Origin of the sequence: Arthrobacter sp. FB24, from assembly GCF_000196235.1 — a bacterium.
Classification (GTDB): domain Bacteria; phylum Actinomycetota; class Actinomycetes; order Actinomycetales; family Micrococcaceae; genus Arthrobacter.
Window position 1 is genome coordinate 2,827,663 of record NC_008541.1, and the last position, 18,110, is coordinate 2,845,772.

Sequence of the window (18,110 nt, forward strand, 5' to 3'; positions counted from 1 at the left end):
GAACCAACCGTGCCACAAAGTCGTGCCGCTGCTCCCCAGAACGTCCGCACCCGCGGCCAACAGATCGCCATAGCTCTCCTTGCCTTGCTACTGATCGCCCTGCTGGGCTTCTACACCTTGGTCACCGGGCGCATCACCGACGGATCCGCGCGACTCAAGGACGGAGCCGGCCAGGCTTCCGCCGGCGCCGATCAGCTTGAGGACGGCGCCGGAAAGCTCGCCACCGGCGCCACTCTGGCAGACACCGGGGCAGGCAAACTCTCCGCCGGAGCGCAGAAGATCCATGCCGGCATCACCACCAAGCTCGCTCCCGGTGCCGACCAGCTCCAGGCCGGCGCCGGGAAACTCGCGGCCGGGGCGGTGAAAATCGAGGCGGACGTCAACAACAAGCTGGCGCCGGGGGTGTACAAAGTCGATGACGGTGCCCGCAAGCTCGCGACCGGAGCGGAGCAACTCTCAGCCGCGCTGACCCCCACTGCTTCGGGAACCGCGGAAAACAACCTCGCCGACGGCGCCACACAGCTACGCGAGGGAGCGTCCCGCGTGGAGGGCGGCGCAGGCCAGCTTGCCGCAGGGACAACCCAGCTCAAGGGCTACCGCGGTGCCAACGGCAGTCCGGAAGCGGGCACCGGCACCGCAGCCCTGGCCCAGGCGCTGGAGTTGTTGCAGGCTGCGGCCGACGATCCCGTCCAGGGGCTCGTGCCGCTCTCCGTGGTAAAGGACAAAATCGCCAAAATTACGGCGGGTGCCCGCAAGCTCGATGCCGGAGCCGCCCAGCTCCAATCCGGGGCCTCCCGGCTCCACGAAGGTACCGGAGAACTGCGGGCCGGTGCCGCGAAGCTGACTGCGGGTTTCACCACCCTGGGCGGCAAGCTCAACAGCCAGGATCCCGAAAACCCCGGGGTTGTCCTCGGCACGCGTCTCCTGGCCGACGGGACAGCCAAGATCAGGGAAGGCATGGACGGAATACCCGGGAACCCCGACCGTCCGGGCCTGCTCAAGGCGACCGCAAGTATGACCGAGGGCTCCTCCCGGCTTGCCGCCGGGACCACGGCACTGAACGCAGGCATCAAGGGGGACCCTGCGGATCCCGCGAATCCCGGGCTCCTGAGAGGCTCCGAAGCCTTGGCCGCCGGAGCCTCCGAGCTCTCAGAGGGCAACACCAAGCTCGCTTCCGGCTCCTCGCAGCTGGCCACCGGGGCAAGCAAGCTCGCGGACGGGAACGCAAAAGTGGCAGCCGGAACAGAAACACTGCACTCAAGCGCAGCGGCTGTCTCGCCGTCGGACGTGGTGGGCCGGCCCGACGCCGGAACTGCCGTGGGCATGGTGGGCGTGCTGGGACTCGGTTCAGTGGGCGCCTTTATGGCGCTGCGCAACCGTCGGAAAGCGGTGGAAACCGCCTGACCCGGCAGGTGGCCCGGCGATGATCAGGCCGGGCCAGCCGGCCAGCCGTCCCTCCTACCCCAGCAGCTCCGCGAGCGAGCCAACCTGATGACCGGCAAACGCGGACTCCGTTTCCCCGCTGCGGTTCAGCCAGACGCCCAGCAAGCCCGCCGCCGTCGAACCTTCTGCGTCCAGCAGGCGGTTGTCTCCCACATAGAGGGTCTCAGCGGCACTGCTGCCCAGGAGGCGTACGCCCTCCAGGTAGATGGCCGGATCCGGCTTGGGTACGCCCAAGGTGTCCGTTCCCACCAATACGGTGATCCGCTGCAGCCCCGCGGCGTCGAGCTTCACCCGCTGGTAGTCGTGCACGTTGTTGCTGACCGCACCGTAGGGAATTCCTGCGGCGTCGAGGGCGTCCAGGACCGGGGCAACGTCCTCGAACGCACGGACGTAGCCGTGCTGCAGGGCTGCGTAGGAGGTGACCCAGGCATGGGACTCCTCGCCCTCTTCCAGTTCCACTCCGAAGTGCCCCAGGGCAGCACGTCCCCGGAGCAGCCGCTGTTCATTGAAGGTCAGTTCTCCGGCCAGGTAGCGGTCATAGAAGTGTGTGGTCTCGTGCGTGAAGATGCGCCCGAACTTCTCCCACCCGGCTTGGTCCAGGCCGGGCAGGAGATGTTCGCTGACGTCACGCAACGCCGTCGTCATGGCGTACTCCAGGTCCACCAGGGTGTCATCAATGTCGAACAGCACACCCCGGACGACGCCGAAGCCCGTGTGCAGGACACGGCCGCCGTCGCCGCGCATGGCAGTCATCAGCCGCGGAAAGCGTGGAGGCGGGCCAGTGAGGATGCCTTGCCCAGGATGACCATGGATTCAAAGAGCGGCGGGGAGATCCGGCGCCCCGAAACGGCTGTCCGGACCGGACCGAAAGCCAGCCGCGGCTTGATGCCCATGTCCTCCACGAGTGCCTGCTTCAGCGCGGTCTGGATGCTCTCGGCGCTCCAGTCGGCGACGGCGTCCAGGGCCGCTATCGCGGCGTCCAGCACCTCGGTGAGGTTTTCCGGAAGTCCCTTGCGGGCGTCATCCGCAACGTCGATGGCGTCGTCGTTCTTGAACAGGAAGGAAATCATCTCCGGCGCCTCGCCCAGCAAGGCGATGCGCTCCTGGATCAGCGGCGCGGCCTCGGTGAGGATCTCCTCTTCACGGGCGGTCAGCGTCTCGCCCACCAGGTTCGCTGCGCGGAGGTACGGAACCAGGCGGCCCCTGAAGTCGTCCGCGTCCAGCATCCGGATGTGGGTGCCGTTGATCGCTTCGGCCTTCTTGATATCGAAGCGCGCCGGGTTGGCCAGGACGTCATGGACGTCGAAGTGCTCGATAAGCTGTTCCACCGTGAAGATGTCTTCGTCGGCGGACAGGCTCCAACCCAGCAGCGAGAGATAGTTGAGCAGGCCTTCGGGGATGAATCCGCGGTCCCGCAGCAGGAAGAGGTTGGACTGCGGATCACGCTTGGACAGCTTCTTGTTGCCCTCGCCCATAACGTACGGCAGGTGCCCGAAGACGGGCATGTAGCTTGCGACGCCGATCTCCATCAGGGCGCGGATCAGCACCACCTGGCGGGGCGTGGAGGACAGCAGGTCCTCGCCGCGCAGTACGTGGGTGATCCCCATCAGGGCGTCATCCACCGGGTTCACCAGGGTGTACAGCGGAGAACCGTCGGCGCGGACGATCACGTAGTCCGGGATGCTCCCGGCCTTAAAGGTGATTTCGCCGCGGACCATGTCGGTGAAAGTGACGTCCTCGTCTGGCATGCGGACTCGGAGGACCGGTTCGCGGCCCTCGGCCTTGAACGCGGCAACCTGCTCGGCGCTGAGGTTGCGGTCGAAGTTGTCGTAGCCGAGCTTGGGGTCGCGGCCGGCGGCCCGGTGGCGCGCTTCAACTTCCTCCGGCGAGGAGTAGCACTCGTAGGCGTAGCCGGCTTCCAGCAGCTTGGCCACCACGTCCTTGTAGAGGTCAAGACGCTGTGACTGGCGGTACGGCTCATGCGGGCCGCCCGTTTCCACGCCCTCTTCCCACGAGATGCCCAGCCATTTCAGGGCCTCAAGCAGCTGCTCGTAGCTCTCTTCCGAGTCCCGGGCTGCGTCCGTGTCCTCGATGCGGAACACAAAGGTGCCCTGCGTGTGCCGGGCGTAGGCCCAGTTGAACAGCGCCGTACGGATCAGGCCCACGTGCGGGGTGCCCGTGGGCGACGGGCAGAACCGCACCCGGACCGGGGTTTCGGCAGTGACGGCAGGACTGGAGACAGCGTTGGACACAGAAGGAGTAGTCATAGTGTCTCCAACTTTACCGCCTGCCCGGGACTCGAACCCGCCGCGGAATCCGGCACGGAAACGGACAGCCGCCCCGGGATACCCGGGGCGGCTGTCGTGACGTTGGTGCTGTGTGCGGCTAGCGCCGGACAACAGGGTTGGAAAGCCGGCCGATGCCTTCGATCTCCACGTCAAACCGGTCGCCCGCCGCAACCACTCCCACGCCCGCAGGCGTGCCGGTCATGATCACGTCGCCGGGAAGCAGAGTGAAAGCCTGCGACACGATGGAGACAAGCTCACGGACGCCCCGGATCATCTGGCTGGTGCTGCCGTCCTGGCGGAGTTCGCCGTTGAGCCAGCCCTGGATCCGGAGGTCGTCGGTGTCCAGTTCGGTTTCGATCCACGGGCCCAGGGGCGCCGAGGTGTCAAAACCCTTGGCCCGGGCCCACTGCAGGTCGGTCTTCTGGACATCCCGGGCAGTCAGGTCGTTGCCGCAGGTGTAGCCGAAGATGACGTCGTCAACGCGGTCCTCGGGAACGTCCTTGCAGATCCGCCCGATCACGACGCACAGCTCGGCCTCGAAGGAAACCTCCTCAGAGAACTCCGGCAGCACGATGGGATCGTTGGGCCCCACCACCGATGTGTTGGGCTTCAGGAACAGCAGCGGCTGCTGCGGCACGTCATTGCCAAGCTCCCTGGCATGCTCCACGAAGTTGCGCCCGACGCCCACCACCTTGCTGCGCGGAATGATGGGTGCGAGCAGCCGCACGTCTTCAAGCTTGTACTTGACGGTGCTGCGTTCAACGCCGTTGAAGAAAGGGTCACCCTTGATGACAGTGACTTCCTCACTGCCGGGCTCGCCTTCCACAACGCCGTAAAGGGGATCAGAATCAGCTACAAATCGGGCGATACGCATGGTTCCTAGCGTACAGTCCTCCGGAACGGCGTCCTGCCGCAGGCGCTGCCGTGCCGACCCCGGCCAGGTGCTCAGGCGCGGAGGAACTCCAGCTGGGCTGCGACTGAATTCTCCGCCGCCGGACGGACGGCGGGATCGATGTCCGCATAGACGGCATCTGTGATTTCGCCCAACCCGGCATCGGGCCCCAGCTCCGTCAGGGCCGCACGGATCTGCGCGAGCCGTTCCTGGCGGTGGTCGCGGTAGGCGCGGACCACCGCGTCCAGCGCCGGCAGGACCGCGCCGTGCCCGGGCAGGACAGTGGCAGGACCAATCCTTTCCAGTCTGTCCAGGGTGGCCAGGTAGTCGCCCAGTTTGCCGTCGGGAAAATCCAGGACCGTGGTGCCACGGCCCAGGATGGTGTCGCCGGTGAGCACCGAGCCGTGCGGGCCATCACCTGGCAGATGGAAACAGAGCGAGTCGGACGTGTGGCCGGGAGCGGCAATGACGCGTAGCTCCACCCCGGCGGCAAAGAGGGTTTCACCGTCAGCCAGCGGATTCCCGCCGTGACAGTGCCGGGCATCCGCAGCGCGGACCGGCGCCCCTGTGAGTTCGTGGAAGCGCCCCGCCGCCGCGGTGTGGTCGGCATGGCGGTGCGTGATGAGGATGAGCTCCACCCTCCCCGCGGCAGCCAGTTCCTGCAGGTGCCGTTCGTCCAACGGCCCGGGGTCCACCACCACGGTAGTCTCCGATCCGGGCCGGCCCAGCAGGTACGAACTGGTCCCGTCCAGGCTCATGGGGCCGGGGTTGGGTGCCAGCCGGAAACGGGCCAGGTCGCTGGCGGGAAGAATCGATGGTGAGGATTCGGGATTCACCGTTCCATCTTCGCATTCAAACGCACGACGCCGGGCGGGCCGAAATCATTTCGGTCCGCCCGGCGTCGTGGTTCAGTCGGGTGGTGCGTGAGTCTGAAGGACCCTAGGCGAGGCGCGTCAGCCAGCCGTGCGTGTCCTCGACCGTGCCTGTCTGGATGCCAAGGAGCTGCTCGCGGATGGCCATGGTGGTCTCCCCTGCCTTCGCGTCCTCGGAGCCAATGAACTCCGTAGCGTCCTTGAGTACACCGATGGGCGTAATCACGGCGGCAGTCCCGCAGGCGAAGACCTCGGTGATCTCCCCCGAAGCCACACCGTCGCGCCATTCGTCCAGGGTGATCTTGCGCTCGGTGACGGTACGGCCCATGTCCTTGGCCACCTGCATGACGGACATTCGGGTGACGCCCTCCAGGATGGTTCCGGTCAGTGCGGGCGTGACCAGCGAGCCGTCTTTCATCACGAAGAAGACGTTCATGCCGCCGAGTTCTTCAACAGCGTTGTCATTGAACTGGTCCAGGAAGAGGACCTGCTTGCAGCCGTGGGCCTCGGCCTCCTGCTGGGCGATCAGGGACGCGGCATAGTTGCCGCCGCACTTGGCTGCTCCGGTCCCGCCGCGGCCTGCGCGGGCGTACTCGCGGGAGATCCAGATCGACACGGGCTTCAGCTCGCCGCCGAAGTAGTTGCCGGCCGGGGAAGCGATCACGCGGAAGGAGACTTCCCTGGCCGCGCGCACACCAAGGAACGCTTCGGTGGCGATCATGAACGGACGGAGGTAGAGCGCCTCGCCGTCCCCGGCCGGGACCCACTCCCGGTCGGCCTGCACAAGCTCGCGGATGGCACCGAGGAAGTACTCTTCCGGAAGTTCCGGCAGCGCCAGCCTGCGGGCGGACTTGTTCAGGCGGGCGGCATTCGCCTCCGGGCGGAACGTCCAGACTGAGCCGTCGGCATGGCGGTAGGCCTTGAGTCCCTCGAAGATCTCCTGGCCGTAGTGCAGCACAGCCGCCGACGGGTCAAGCGAGATGGGACCGTATGCCTCGATGCGCGCGTCATGCCAGCCGCCCTTGCCGTTCTCGTCAACGCTGTAGTCGACAATCGCAGTGTGGTCGGTGAAATAGTTGCCGAAACCCGGGTTCGCCAGGATGGCAGCACGCTCTTCAGCAGACTTCGGGGTTACCGAGGGCTGATGGGTGAATTCGACGCCATGGGCAGTCTGAGTCATGGTTCCTCCACGGTCGGCTGCCTGGTGTGTGAACGTGGTTCAGCGTCGGACCACGGCAGCATTTTGGTGATTCGAGACAAGCTTACGCCCGATGCGGGACCCTACAGGGCGGCGGCGATCGCATCGCCGATCGCGCTGGTGGTGCGCGCCCGGCCATCGCGGCTTTCGACGTCGGCGATGACTGCCGCCTCGATCTTCTTCGCAGCATCTGCGTAGCCGAGGTGGTCCAGCAGCAGTGCCGCTGAGAGGATTGCCGCCGTAGGATCGGCTTTTTGCTGGCCGGCGATGTCGGGGGCAGATCCGTGCACGGGTTCGAACATGGAGGGTGCGGTGCGTTCCATGTTGATGTTGCCCGATGCCGCCAGGCCGATGCCGCCGGTGATGGCTGCGGCGAGGTCGGTGATGATGTCGCCAAAAAGGTTGTCTGTGACGATGACGTCGAAGCGCCCGGGGTCGGTGACCATGAAGATCGTGGCTGCGTCGATGTGCAGGTAGTCGTGGGTGACATCAGGGAATTCCTGGGCCACCGCCTCAACGGTGCGCTTCCACAAGTGGCCGGCATAGACAAGAACATTGTGCTTGTGCACCAGCGTGACGTGCTTGCGCGGACGTTCGCTGGCACGGCGGAACGCGTCCCGGACAACCCGCTCCACACCGTGGGCAGTGTTCAGCGAAACCTCGGTGGCAACTTCGTGCCTGGTCCCGGCACGCAGGGTGCCGCCATTGCCGACGTACGGACCTTCGGTGCCTTCACGGACCACGATGAAATCGATCTTGCCGGGGTTGGCGAGCGGGCTGCCGACGCTGCCAAAGAGGCGCGACGGCCGCAGGTTGACGAAGTGGTCAAGGCTGAAGCGGAGCTTCAGCAGCATCTCGCGCTCGATGATGCCGGACGGGATCCGCGTGTCACCGGGGGCTGCACCGACGGCGCCGAACAGGATCGCATCCCGGGTGCGGAGATCGCTCAGCACTTCCTCCGGAAGGGTCTCCCCTGTCTCAAGCCAATGCTGGGCTCCGAGCTTGTAATGGGTCTGCTCCAAGGTGACGCCTTCGGCGGCCACCACCTTCTCCAGGACCTTCAAAGCTTCGGCGATGACCTCCGGGCCGATGCCGTCGCCGGGAATGACAGCAAGATTTATCGTGGGTGCGCTCATGTTTTCAGGGTAGCCAAGGCATCCACATGATGGTCAAGTTGTCTCAATATTCGAACACATCGGAAACGGCGGATCGTCAGCTTCCTTGCACAGGCGACGCCACGACGGCGACGTTCTTGCCCCAGGGGTCCTCCGTGTAGCAGCTGATGAGGACCAGGCGGTTGGGGACCACCGCCCAGATGGGGCTGTCCTTCAGGGTTGCCTTTGTGTAGGTGGTGACCGTGTCGACGCGGTAGGTCATGGCCCCGGTTGACGTGGTGACGGTCAGCTCGTCCCCGGCCGCGGCAGCTGAACTCAAGTGGTTGAACGGCGCGTCCAGCCCTTCCCAGCTGTGTCCGATGACATAGCTTGTGTTGGCGGAACCGGCGCCTGGTTTCCCGAACGGCGTCAGCCAGTAGCCATCCATCGTCTCCGGCGGGACGATGCTGTGGCTTGCAGCATCGACGGACTCGGGTTCCAACGGGTGAACCACAACATCCATGCCGGCGGCGGGGTAGGTAATGCGCTGCGGAGCAGATGCAACCGGCTCGGAAGAAGCAGGTTCCGGCTCGGGCAGCCCGCCAACAGCCAGCGGAAGTGCGGGCAAGCCAACCGGATCCGCTGCCGCGCCAGGTTCCCGAACCACACCGTCCGCCGCAGGCACTGGCGCCGGCGGCTCCGGCAAGCGCTCCGAAAGGACTGTGGCCGCCGGTTCCCCGGCTGCAGGTCCTCCGTGGCTGGCACCCCCGGTCACGCCGTAGGCCAGCCAGGCTCCAAGAATCCCCGTGACGCAGGCGCCCAGCACCAGTAGGTCCCTGAGGCTAAGAATCAGCCCCCGGACACCGGCGCTATTCCTGTGCCGGTTCCGTTGAAGACAGACCATGGGGGGCTCCTTGGGGCGCCGAAACTGGAAGGACGGAAAACGCTGGGGCGGGTACCGTAATGCCACGGCACCCGCCCCCGTCTGGTTCCCTAGCTGTTCGCCCGGCGGAACCGCAGGCCGCTCTTCACGAGCACCCAGGCGCCGACTGTGGCGAAGAAGCCGGTCACCGCGGCGAGCCACTGCGGAATGCCGGCGTCGGACTTGCCGACTGCGGTCTGGACGTTGTAGCCCTCGTTGCTTGCTGCCGGAACGGCGCCTGCTGCAGCACCCTTCGGCGTTGACGTCACAGGTGTCACCACAGAGCCTGCAACTGGCAGAGCCCCGGGGAGCGCCGCTACCGGCGGGGCAGCTGCCGGCGGAACAACGGCTTCCACGGGGGTTACAACCACTACCCCGTCGCCCGGATCCACCGGACCCGGATCCACCGGGTCCACCGGGTCCACCGGATCCACCGGATCCACCGGATCCACCGGATCCACCGGATCCACCGGATCCACCGGATCCACCGGATCCACCGGGTCCACCGGGTCCACCGGGTCCACCGGCGCGGCCGCGACGCAGTTGTTAGCGAGCAAAATGACGTTGGCTTCTGTCAGGTTTTGCCCATAGGGCATGTCGTCACCGCCGTTGGCCGGAACGATGTCGCCCGTGTCGCCAACGTGCGCCCCAAGGGCATTCAGGTTGATCGTCTGGGCGAGATAGGGGTTTGATGCCGAGCCGGTGGCGTGGCAGATGGTAATTTTCGTTTCCGGGGCGGCGTTCGCCGCTACTGTGGCGCCCATTAGTCCGAGGCCCACCACCCCCAGAGTGGCGATTGTCCGTTTCATGTTCGGTCCCTCCATACCAAATCCGATCGAACGGACAGACTGCGCGGAGTAACCGTCTTCGAGACCAGGAAAAGCAACTGCGTGAGACCTCAAACAGCGAATTGAAGTTGACAGTTACTCCCCAGACAGTGTCGTCAGTTCGCTTGCCTTTTCAGGCTAGGTTTGCGGCGGGAGTTAAACCCGAGTAACAGGTACGCGTTTACTCAACCGGACGCAGGTACCAATTACTTGCTTCGTGAATATATTCACTCGCATGCATAGGGAGGACTACTTGGAACTCGCCTGACGCCGCGGCGGCACGGGCACGGCATTCACGCGGGAACACAGAACGCTCCCCTGCTTGCCAGGCAAGCGAGGGAGCGTCGGTGGGTTGGTCCGTTCAGGGGCGAAAGACCGAGGAACTATCCTTCGGCCGGTTCCTCGTACTTCGGGAAGATCGGGGAAGGAGCCGGGAGTTCCGTCCCGGGAACAAGCGGCGTGGCGATCGCCGCGAACCGGCGGGCCTCGCCGTCGGGCTGGCCGAGGGTGTCCAGGAGGGCGGCGGACGCCTTCGGCATGACCGGCTGGACCAGGATCGCAACGATCCTGAGCACCTCAAGCGTCACGTACAGCACCGTGTTCATGCGCTCGACGTCGGTCTTCCGCAGCACCCATGGCGCCTGCTCGGCAAAGTACGCGTTGGTGTCGCCAAGGACGCCCCAGATCGCTTCCAGGGCGCGGCTGAATTCCTGCTTCTCGAACGCGGCCCGGGCTGCCTCCAGCAGGCCGTTGGCCTGCTCCAGCAGCGCGGAGTCCTCCGCCGTGAAGGCGCCGGGAACCGGAACCCGTCCCTCGCAGTTCTTGGCGACCATGGACAGTGAACGCTGCGCCAGGTTTCCGAAGTTGTTGGCGAGGTCGGAGTTCATCCGGCCCACGATGGCCTCATGGCTGTAGCTGCCGTCGGCGCCGAAAGGAACCTCCCGCAGGAAGAAGAAACGCACCTGGTCAAGGCCATACTGGGCCACGAAGTCCGACGGCGCCACCACGTTGCCCAGCGACTTGGACATCTTGACACCGTTGTTGTTAAGGAAGCCGTGGATCATGATCCGCTTGGGCAGCTCCAGCCCGGCGCTCATCAGGAACGCCGGCCAATAAATGGCGTGGAACCGGGAAATGTCCTTGCCGATCACGTGGACATCGGCCGGCCAGTACTTCTTGAATGAATCGGATTCGGTGTCCGGGTAGCCCACGCCGGTGAGGTAGTTGGTCAACGCATCCACCCACACGTACATCACGTGCTTGTCATTACCGGGGACGGGAACACCCCAGTCGAACGTCGTCCGGCTGATGGAGAGGTCCTCGAGCCCGCGCTTGACAAAGCTTATGACCTCGTTGAAACGGGACTGCGGTGCACCGAATTCGGGGTGTGCTTCATACAGCGCCAGCAGCTTGTCCTGGTAGGCGGAAAGACGGAAGAAGTAGCTTTCCTCGGCCGTCCACGTCAGTTCGGTATCCGTCTCGCGCGAGTAGCGGAGGCCGTCCTCCTTGACCACGGTCTCGTCCTCAACGTAGTACGCCTCGTCGCGGACCGAGTACCAGCCTTCGTACTTGGACAGGTAGATGTCCCCGTTGGCCTCCATCTTCTTCCAGATGGCCTGGGAGGCGGCGTAATGGTCCTCGTCCGTCGTGCGGATGAAGCGGTCGTACGAGATTCCCAGGGCGGCATGGGCGGCCTTGTAGATTTCGGCGTTCCGGTCAACGAGTTCCTTCGGCGTGATGCCTTCCTTATCCGCCGTCTGCGCGATCTTCATCCCGTGCTCGTCGGTGCCGGTCAGGAAGAAGACGTCGTAACCGTCCAGGCGCTTGAACCGTGCCATCGCGTCCGTAGCAATGTACTCATAGGCGTGGCCGATGTGGGGCACACCGTTGGGGTACGTGATGGCAGTGGTGATGTAGAACGGGGTCTGGGCTGAAGACGACACTCTGGGAAGTTACCTTTTTTCGGAAGCGTGGCGGGCCGGGAGCTGGGAATGCTACCCCTAAATCTAGATCAGTTCGGTCAGGGTATCGCTGAGCCGGACAAGTTCGTGGTCATGTGACGCCACCAGCACGGCTATTCCGTCGGACGTGGTGTCCTTGAGGATGCTGATAATGCGGTTGGCCGAGGTGCGGTCCAGGCTTGCCGTGGGTTCGTCGACCACGAGAACGCGTGTTCCGAGGATCAGGGCGCGGGCAATCGCCACGCGCTGACGCTCGCCTCCGGACAGCTGGGCCGGGCGGTGGCGCATGCGCCGCCCCAGGCCCACAAGGTCCAGGAGGTCCTTGGCCATGTCCCGGCGCTGGTCCACTTCGCCGTCCGGCACGGCCGGCAACAGCACGTTCTCCAGGGCGCTCATGCCGTCGATTAGGGCGCCGCCCTGGTCAACGTAGCCGATCAGGGCCCGGCGGCGGTCGGCGATTTCGTCGTCGCCCATGCTCTCCAGCGACTGGCCTTCCCAGAAGACACGGCCCGACGTCGGCAGGGTGAGCCCGGCGCCCACGGTCAGGATGCTGGTCTTGCCGGAGCCGCTTCGGCCGGCGACGCAGTGCATCTCCCCGGCGTGGAGCGTCAGGTCAAAGCCTTCGACGACGTTGACGGCGTCGGCCCCGCCCTTCTGGCCGCCGTAGCGGATGGTGATGTTACTCAGTTCCAGCGGGGTCCCGTGGTCCGCGGCCTTCAGGATGGTGTTGGCACGGGTCTGGAGCGAGCCGTCCCCGGCGTCATCCTGGGGAATCCGGTCGAGATTCAGGTCGTTGTTCATTGGACCACTTTCGTTGCAATTGGAATCCAGCAAAGTACAGCCACGAGTCCGGCCAGGGCGGCCCAGAGCGCGGCATAGGGTGCGAGCAGGAGACCGATGCCGAGGGCGCCGACCACGCCCAACGGCAGGGCCACCGTGCCCACGAGTGCGTTTTCGAACAGCCGGACCTGGCCAAGCATGTCCGGGTTCCAGCCCATGGCTTCAAGGGTGCCAAGGTACTGGCGTTTGGCCTGCAGCTCGAAGCGCCCGGTGACGAGGGTCAGCACCAGGCCCACGGCTACGCCCGACAGTGCCAGGACGATGCTGGGCAGTGCCACGCTGGCCGCTGCCAGTCCGCTCAGGGCGCTTGCGCCGGCGGCCCGCGGGATGTCGATCAGCAAGGCGATCAGACCGCCCACGGCGGCGCCGAAGACGCCCACTGCCACAGCCAGTGAGATGGTGTTGAATTTGTTGGTGCTCAGCTGGCGGTTGGCGAACGTGAGCGGGGAATCAACGGCGATCAGGCGCTCGTCGTGCTGCGGTTCCTGGTCCACTTCGTCACGGTGCCTCAGCTGCCTTGCCGCGAAGTAGGCCGCGGCGGCGTAGAGAACCAGGACTGAAGCGGAAACGATGACCGTGGCAACGTTCCAGCTGAGCAGGCTCAGGACGGTGCCGGCGATCGCCAGGAGGGCGGCTCCCACGCCGAACTCCGCGAGCACCCAGCTCCGGATCCTCTTCTGGGTCCAGCCCATGGCCCGCAGGGTGCCGGCTTCGCGGCGGCGCTGGCGGATGTAGCTGACTGTGGAGGCACCGGTGAGCAGGGCCGCGCCGCACAACGTGAGGAACAGCAGCGTGATGTTGGTACCGGTCAATGAGCCGGACACGGCGTCGGCGGCATCCTGGCGGACCCACGATTGGGTGACAGTGCCGAGCGGGGATTCCTTGCCGGCGTCGTCCTTGGAGTAACCCGGCACAAAGATGTTGGCGTCTTCACGCGCGGAGCCGGCAACCACGGTTGCTTCCAGTCCCATGTCCCGGATTTCGTTCGCGAGCTTCTCCACCTCCGGCTGCGATTCCTTCCAGCTGCCGGGCGCCTTGGCCCGGACCCGGACGGCATCGATCACCGAAGCATTCTCTTCATATCCGCGGGCCGCGGCGAGGCCGTAGTAGTCGGTAATGGCACCGGCGGACTGGCTGACCAGGCCCGTGGCGCTCAGTGAGGGCTTGAGTACGGTGTTCTCCACCTTTTTGCCCTGTGCGTCCTCGGTCAGGGTGAGCGGTGAGGGGTCGTAGCCGCCCAGGGGCAGCCGGTTGACGTCCCCTGCGGCTTCCTTGACCTTATCGGCGTCGAACGTGCCGTAGACCATGGCCAGGGGTGCCGCGACCTTGGTGCCGGTCTGCAGGCTTTCGCGGTAGGAGCGCTCGTCTACGGGCTCGCGCTGGGTCTGGTCGACGGGTGCGCCGCCGGCGCCCTTCTCCGGGAGCCGGTTGACGGTGATCCACTCCCCCGGGGTGGCGGTCTTGTCCACGGCGCCGTTGCCGGCGGTGGCGCCGTCGGTGTACTTGGGGGCGGAGGCGAAGTCGGTGCTCCACGTTGCCGGGTTGTAGAGGCCCTGGCTGAAGTTGCCGGTGTTTCCCAGGAGCTGGGAGTAGTCCTGCGAGCCCGGCCACGAGAGTGCGAACGGTGATTTGGAAACGAAGGGCAGGTAGTCCTTATCCAGCGACCTGGTCACCGTGCCGACATCCTTGACCACGTTTCCGGAGTCGTCGATTTCTTCGATCTTCACGGAGTACTTGAGGTCCAGGGACGTGCCGGAGCGGACGATCAGCGGGATGGCCTGGGAGTCTGCGGTGAGCTGGCCGTTACGCTTTGCCTGCTGGTACTGGGTCATCAGGGGGGCCCAGTACTTGAGCTTTACGCCGAGGAAGTCAGGCCCCTCTTCGAGTTCCTTCATGCTGATGCCAGTGGTGAACAGGCTCTCGAAATGCCGGCCAATGGCCCCGGCGTTCCGGGCGTCCGCCGGCGGCGCCTTTTCGAGCGGAGCCAGGAAGTCGCCGGCAGTGCCCAGCAAGGCACGTTCGGAGACGGGGTCGACGGCGACGACGGACTCGGTCACCTGCGGGGCCAGCGGCAGTGACACTGAAAGGTTGAAGAGGTTGTGTTCGGATCCGCCTGCGGGGGCCGGGAACTTGATGCCGGTTTCCCCTTCGGCGCCCGCGATGCGGATGCTCTTGCCGCCTGCGGCCTGCTCCTCGATGAGCCTGGCCTTGCCGAGGGAACCCTCGGCCATGGACTTGAACAGGGTCTGTTCCGAATGGCCGTCCGAGCTGACGGCGCTGGCGGTCAGCCGGTACTTCTTGGCCTTGTCAGTGAGGACCGATTCCGCTGCCGGCCACTTGCTGGGATCGGTTGCGCCGGGTTCACCGGCGGTGGCCGTGCCCACGAGTCCGGAGTTGAAGCCCAGGTAGTCCATGGCGTCAAGTCGCGGAGATTCGAGGTTCTGGGATACCCGTGACACCAGGCTGATGGGGGCCGCCACGGACGTACCGGACAGTTTCCGGATGCTGTCCAGCTGGTCGAAGCTGATGCCGCCCTGGCCGTTGGCGATTTCCGGCTGCATGAGCACTCCGCCGGAACCCGCCTTGGCCTGGACCAGGATGTCATAGAGTCCGCGGGAATTCTGGTCGACTGTTCGGTTGAGCGCTGCCTGCGACTGGCCCTGGACGAGGACGGACAGGCACATGGCGACGATCAAAATGGCCGCGGTCAGCAAAAGCACTCGGCTTCTGATGAACCTCTGGACGGCGTTCATTGGGCTCCCTGAAAAGCTGGATTGCGTGAGCGCACACCTCAGTCCACACCTAATGGATGTGAAGGCGTCCCCTGCCGGATGTGCAAAAAATAATGGCCGGTCTGCCGGCCGGATCCGAGAATCGGACCCAGCCATTGTACGCAGACCGGCCAATCATACGTGGCAGAAGTTAACGTCTGTCACGAGAAGTTCACCGAATAGGCGGGAGGTCAGTCTTCGAGGTCGACTTCCCGTACCATCTCGGCGCCGATGCCGGCCTTGATCGCGTCAAGGACCTGCTGCGGAACCGAGCTGTCAATGGTCAGGAGGGCCAGGACCTGGCCGCCCTCAGCCTGGCGCGCAACCTGCATGCCGGCAATGTTGATGTTGTTCATGCCCAGGATGTGCCCGATAGTACCGATCACGCCGGGACGGTCGGCGTAGGCCACCACCACCAGGTGCTCGCTGATGGGGATTTCCACCTCGTAGCCGTTGACACCCACGAGCTTCTGGATCTGCTTGGGACCCGTCAGCGTTCCGGCCACGGAGATCTGGCTGCCGTCGCTGAGGGCACCGCGCAGAGTCAGGAGGTTGCGGTACGACTCGGTGTCGGGAGTGGTGATGAGGCGCACGTTGATGCCGCGCTGCTCTGCAATGACCGGGGCGTTGACGTAGGAAACCTGTTCCGTCACGACGTCGGCGAAGATGCCCTTCAGGGCGGCCAGTTCCAGCACCTTGACGTCGAGGGAGGCGATCTCACCGGCAACTTCGACGTCGAACTGCGTCAGGGATGCATGGGTAAGGGCCGTGAAGATGCGGCCCAGCTTCTCGATCAGCGGGATGCCCGGACGGACGTCCGGCGCGATGACGCCGCCGGCAACGTTGACTGCGTCCGGAACCAGTTCCCCGGCCAGGGCAAGCCGAACCGACTTGGCCACGGAAACGCCTGCTTTTTCCTGCGCTTCGTCAGTGGATGCGCCCAGGTGCGGGGTGACCACCACGTTATCCATCGCGAAGAACGGCAGGTCGGTGCTGGGTTCCTTGACGAAGACGTCAACGCCGGCGCCGGCGATTTCGCCGTCCTTCAGGGCGGCGTGGAGGGCTTCCTCGTCCACCAGACCGCCGCGGGCCACGTTGATGACGTAGGCGGTCTTCTTCATCTTCTTAAATGCCTCGGCGCCGAGCATGCCCACCGTTTCAGGCGTCTTGGGCATGTGGATGGTGATGAAGTCGGACTGCGCCAGCAGCTCGTCCAGGGTGACCAGCTGCACGCCCAGCTGGGCGGCGCGGGCGGAGGTGATGTAGGGGTCGTACGCCAGGATCTTGGTGTCGAAGCCCTTCAGGCGGGCTGCCACCAGGGCGCCGATCCGGCCGAGGCCGATGATGCCGATCTTCTTCTCGTAAAGTTCAATGCCCGTGTACTTGGAGCGCTTCCATTCGCCGTCCTTGAGCGCGGCGCTGGCCTGCGGAATGTGGCGGGCGAGGCTCAGGATGTGGCCCACGGTCAGTTCGGCGGCGGAGACGATGTTCGACGTCGGCGCGTTGACGACCATGACACCGGCCTGCGTGGCGGCCTTGATGTCGACGTTGTCCAAGCCGACCCCTGCGCGGGCAATGACCTTGAGGTTCTTGGCCGCGGCGATGGCTTCGGCGTCCACCTGCGTGGCGGAGCGGACCAGGATTGCGTCAACATCCGCGATGGCAGAAAGCAGCTGGGAACGGTCGGCGCCGTCGGTCTGGCGGATTTCGAAGTCCGGGCCGAGGGCCTCGACTGTGGCGGGTGAAAGTTCTTCGGCGAGCAGTACTACGGGTTTTGACACGGCTGATCCTCTGCGTTGCAGTCCGGGGGATAAATCAAGTCTAGGCTGACGGAAAGGCCGGGCTCACATTGTTAAGTGTGAACCCGGCCTCACTGTTGACTCTTGAGGGCACCTGGCCGATGGCCTGGGCGGCAGGCAGCCTTAGCGGGCTGCCGAGCCCTCGACGTAGTCCTCGTCCTGCTGCTGCCAGGAGAAGAGCCCGCGCAGTTCGCGGCCAACGCTCTCGATGGGGTGCTGCTCTGCCTTGGCCCGGAGCGCCTTGAACTCTACGCCGCCGTTGTCCTGGTCCTCGATGAAGCGCTTGGCGAACGCACCATTCTGGATGTCGGCGAGGACAGCCTTCATGTTTTCCTTCACCTCGGGGGTGATGACGCGCGGGCCGGAAACGTAGTCGCCGTACTCTGCGGTGTCGGAGACGCTCCAGCGCTGCTTGGCGATGCCGCCTTCCCACATGAGGTCGACGATGAGCTTGAGCTCGTGCAGGACCTCGAAGTAGGCGATCTGCGGCTGGTAGCCGGCCTCGGTGAGGGTCTCGAAGCCGTACTGGACCAGCTGGGAGACACCGCCGCACAGGACTGCCTGCTCGCCGAACAGGTCGGTCTCGGTCTCTTCGGTGAAGGTGGTCTTGATGACGCCGGCGCGGGTACCGCCAATGGCCTTGGCGTAGGACTTCGCGAGGTCCCATGCGGCACCGGTGGCGTCCTGCTCGACGGCGATGATATCGGGGATGCCGCGGCCGGCTTCGAATTCGCGGCGCACAGTGTGGCCGGGAGCCTTCGGGGCGATCAGGATGACGTCAACGCCCTCCGGTGCCTTGATGTAGCCGAAGCGGATGTTGAAGCCGTGCGCGAAGGCCAGGGCCTTGCCGGGGGTGAGCTTGTCCTTGATGGAGTCGTTGTAGATCGAGCGCTGGTGCTGGTCCGGCGCCAGGATCATGATGACGTCTGCCCATTCGGCGGCGTCGGCGACGTTCTTGACCGTGAAGCCTGCATCCTGGGCCTTGGCGATCGAGGAAGAGCCCTCCTTGAGGGCGATCGTCACCTCGACGCCGGAGTCGCGCAGGTTCAGGGCGTGGGCGTGGCCCTGCGAGCCATAGCCGACGATGGCCACCTTCCGGCCCTGGATGATGGAGAGGTCTGCGTCGTCGTCATAGAACATTTCAGTCACTTGCGTAACTCCTTTTGAGTGGATTCTCTGGTGTAAATAGTCTGTGGTGCTGCG

At 65.2% G+C, this 18,110-nt stretch carries 14 protein-coding genes; 1 reads left to right on the forward strand and 13 read right to left on the reverse strand.

Features of this window, described 5'->3' with window-relative positions; translation table 11 throughout:
* Positions 1–9 precede the first annotated feature (9 nt).
* Positions 10–1,404, forward strand: a complete 1,395-nt coding sequence (locus ARTH_RS12805; protein WP_011692365.1) for a hypothetical protein — start codon at positions 10–12, stop codon at positions 1,402–1,404.
* A gap of 54 nt (positions 1,405–1,458) precedes the next feature.
* Here the strand turns inward: ARTH_RS12805 and ARTH_RS12810 are convergent, their stop codons facing one another.
* The 13 genes from ARTH_RS12810 to ilvC all read right to left on the reverse strand — a co-directional run bounded on the left by ARTH_RS12810 (position 1,459) and on the right by ilvC (position 18,056).
* Entirely contained in the window at positions 1,459–2,196 is a 738-nt protein-coding gene (locus tag ARTH_RS12810; protein WP_011692366.1) for an HAD family hydrolase, read from the reverse strand.
* On the reverse strand, positions 2,196–3,710 hold the full coding sequence (gltX, locus tag ARTH_RS12815; protein ID WP_011692367.1) for a glutamate--tRNA ligase: 1,515 nt from the start codon (positions 3,708–3,710) through the stop codon (positions 2,196–2,198). The genes ARTH_RS12810 and gltX overlap by 1 nt, the downstream gene beginning before the upstream one ends.
* 118 nt (positions 3,711–3,828) lie before the next feature.
* Positions 3,829–4,605 carry a fumarylacetoacetate hydrolase family protein gene (locus ARTH_RS12820; protein ID WP_011692368.1) on the reverse strand — a complete coding sequence of 259 codons (777 nt, stop codon included), beginning with the start codon at positions 4,603–4,605 and terminating at the stop codon, positions 3,829–3,831.
* Between the two features lie 71 nt (positions 4,606–4,676).
* Positions 4,677–5,459, reverse strand: a complete 783-nt coding sequence (locus ARTH_RS12825; protein WP_011692369.1) for an MBL fold metallo-hydrolase — start codon at positions 5,457–5,459, stop codon at positions 4,677–4,679.
* 103 nt (positions 5,460–5,562) lie between these two features.
* Positions 5,563–6,675, reverse strand: coding sequence for a branched-chain amino acid aminotransferase (locus ARTH_RS12830; RefSeq protein WP_011692370.1), 1,113 nt, complete (start codon positions 6,673–6,675; stop codon positions 5,563–5,565).
* Positions 6,676–6,776: 101 nt separating this feature from the next.
* A complete protein-coding gene (locus tag ARTH_RS12835; RefSeq protein WP_011692371.1) occupies positions 6,777–7,829 on the reverse strand; it encodes a 3-isopropylmalate dehydrogenase in 1,053 nt (350 codons plus the stop codon).
* Between the two features lie 76 nt (positions 7,830–7,905).
* On the reverse strand, positions 7,906–8,691 hold the full coding sequence (locus tag ARTH_RS12840; RefSeq protein ID WP_011692372.1) for a class F sortase: 786 nt from the start codon (positions 8,689–8,691) through the stop codon (positions 7,906–7,908).
* An 89-nt stretch (positions 8,692–8,780) separates the two neighbouring features.
* Positions 8,781–9,518, reverse strand: a complete 738-nt coding sequence (locus ARTH_RS24105) for a hypothetical protein (RefSeq protein ID WP_011692373.1) — start codon at positions 9,516–9,518, stop codon at positions 8,781–8,783.
* A gap of 401 nt (positions 9,519–9,919) precedes the next feature.
* On the reverse strand, positions 9,920–11,479 hold the full coding sequence (gene metG / locus ARTH_RS12850; protein WP_011692374.1) for a methionine--tRNA ligase: 1,560 nt from the start codon (positions 11,477–11,479) through the stop codon (positions 9,920–9,922).
* Positions 11,480–11,542: 63 nt separating this feature from the next.
* The gene (locus ARTH_RS12855; RefSeq protein ID WP_011692375.1) at positions 11,543–12,298 is read right to left on the reverse strand and encodes an ABC transporter ATP-binding protein; all 756 of its coding nucleotides are present in this window, start codon (positions 12,296–12,298) and stop codon (positions 11,543–11,545) included.
* Positions 12,295–15,090, reverse strand: coding sequence for an ABC transporter permease (locus tag ARTH_RS12860; RefSeq protein ID WP_011692376.1), 2,796 nt, complete (start codon positions 15,088–15,090; stop codon positions 12,295–12,297). The genes ARTH_RS12855 and ARTH_RS12860 overlap by 4 nt, the downstream gene beginning before the upstream one ends.
* Before the next feature lie 209 nt (positions 15,091–15,299).
* Positions 15,300–16,889, reverse strand: coding sequence for a phosphoglycerate dehydrogenase (gene serA, locus ARTH_RS12865; RefSeq protein WP_011692377.1), 1,590 nt, complete (start codon positions 16,887–16,889; stop codon positions 15,300–15,302).
* Between the two features lie 141 nt (positions 16,890–17,030).
* Positions 17,031–18,056, reverse strand: a complete 1,026-nt coding sequence (ilvC, locus tag ARTH_RS12870) for a ketol-acid reductoisomerase (protein ID WP_011692378.1) — start codon at positions 18,054–18,056, stop codon at positions 17,031–17,033.
* Positions 18,057–18,110: the final 54 nt, after the last annotated feature.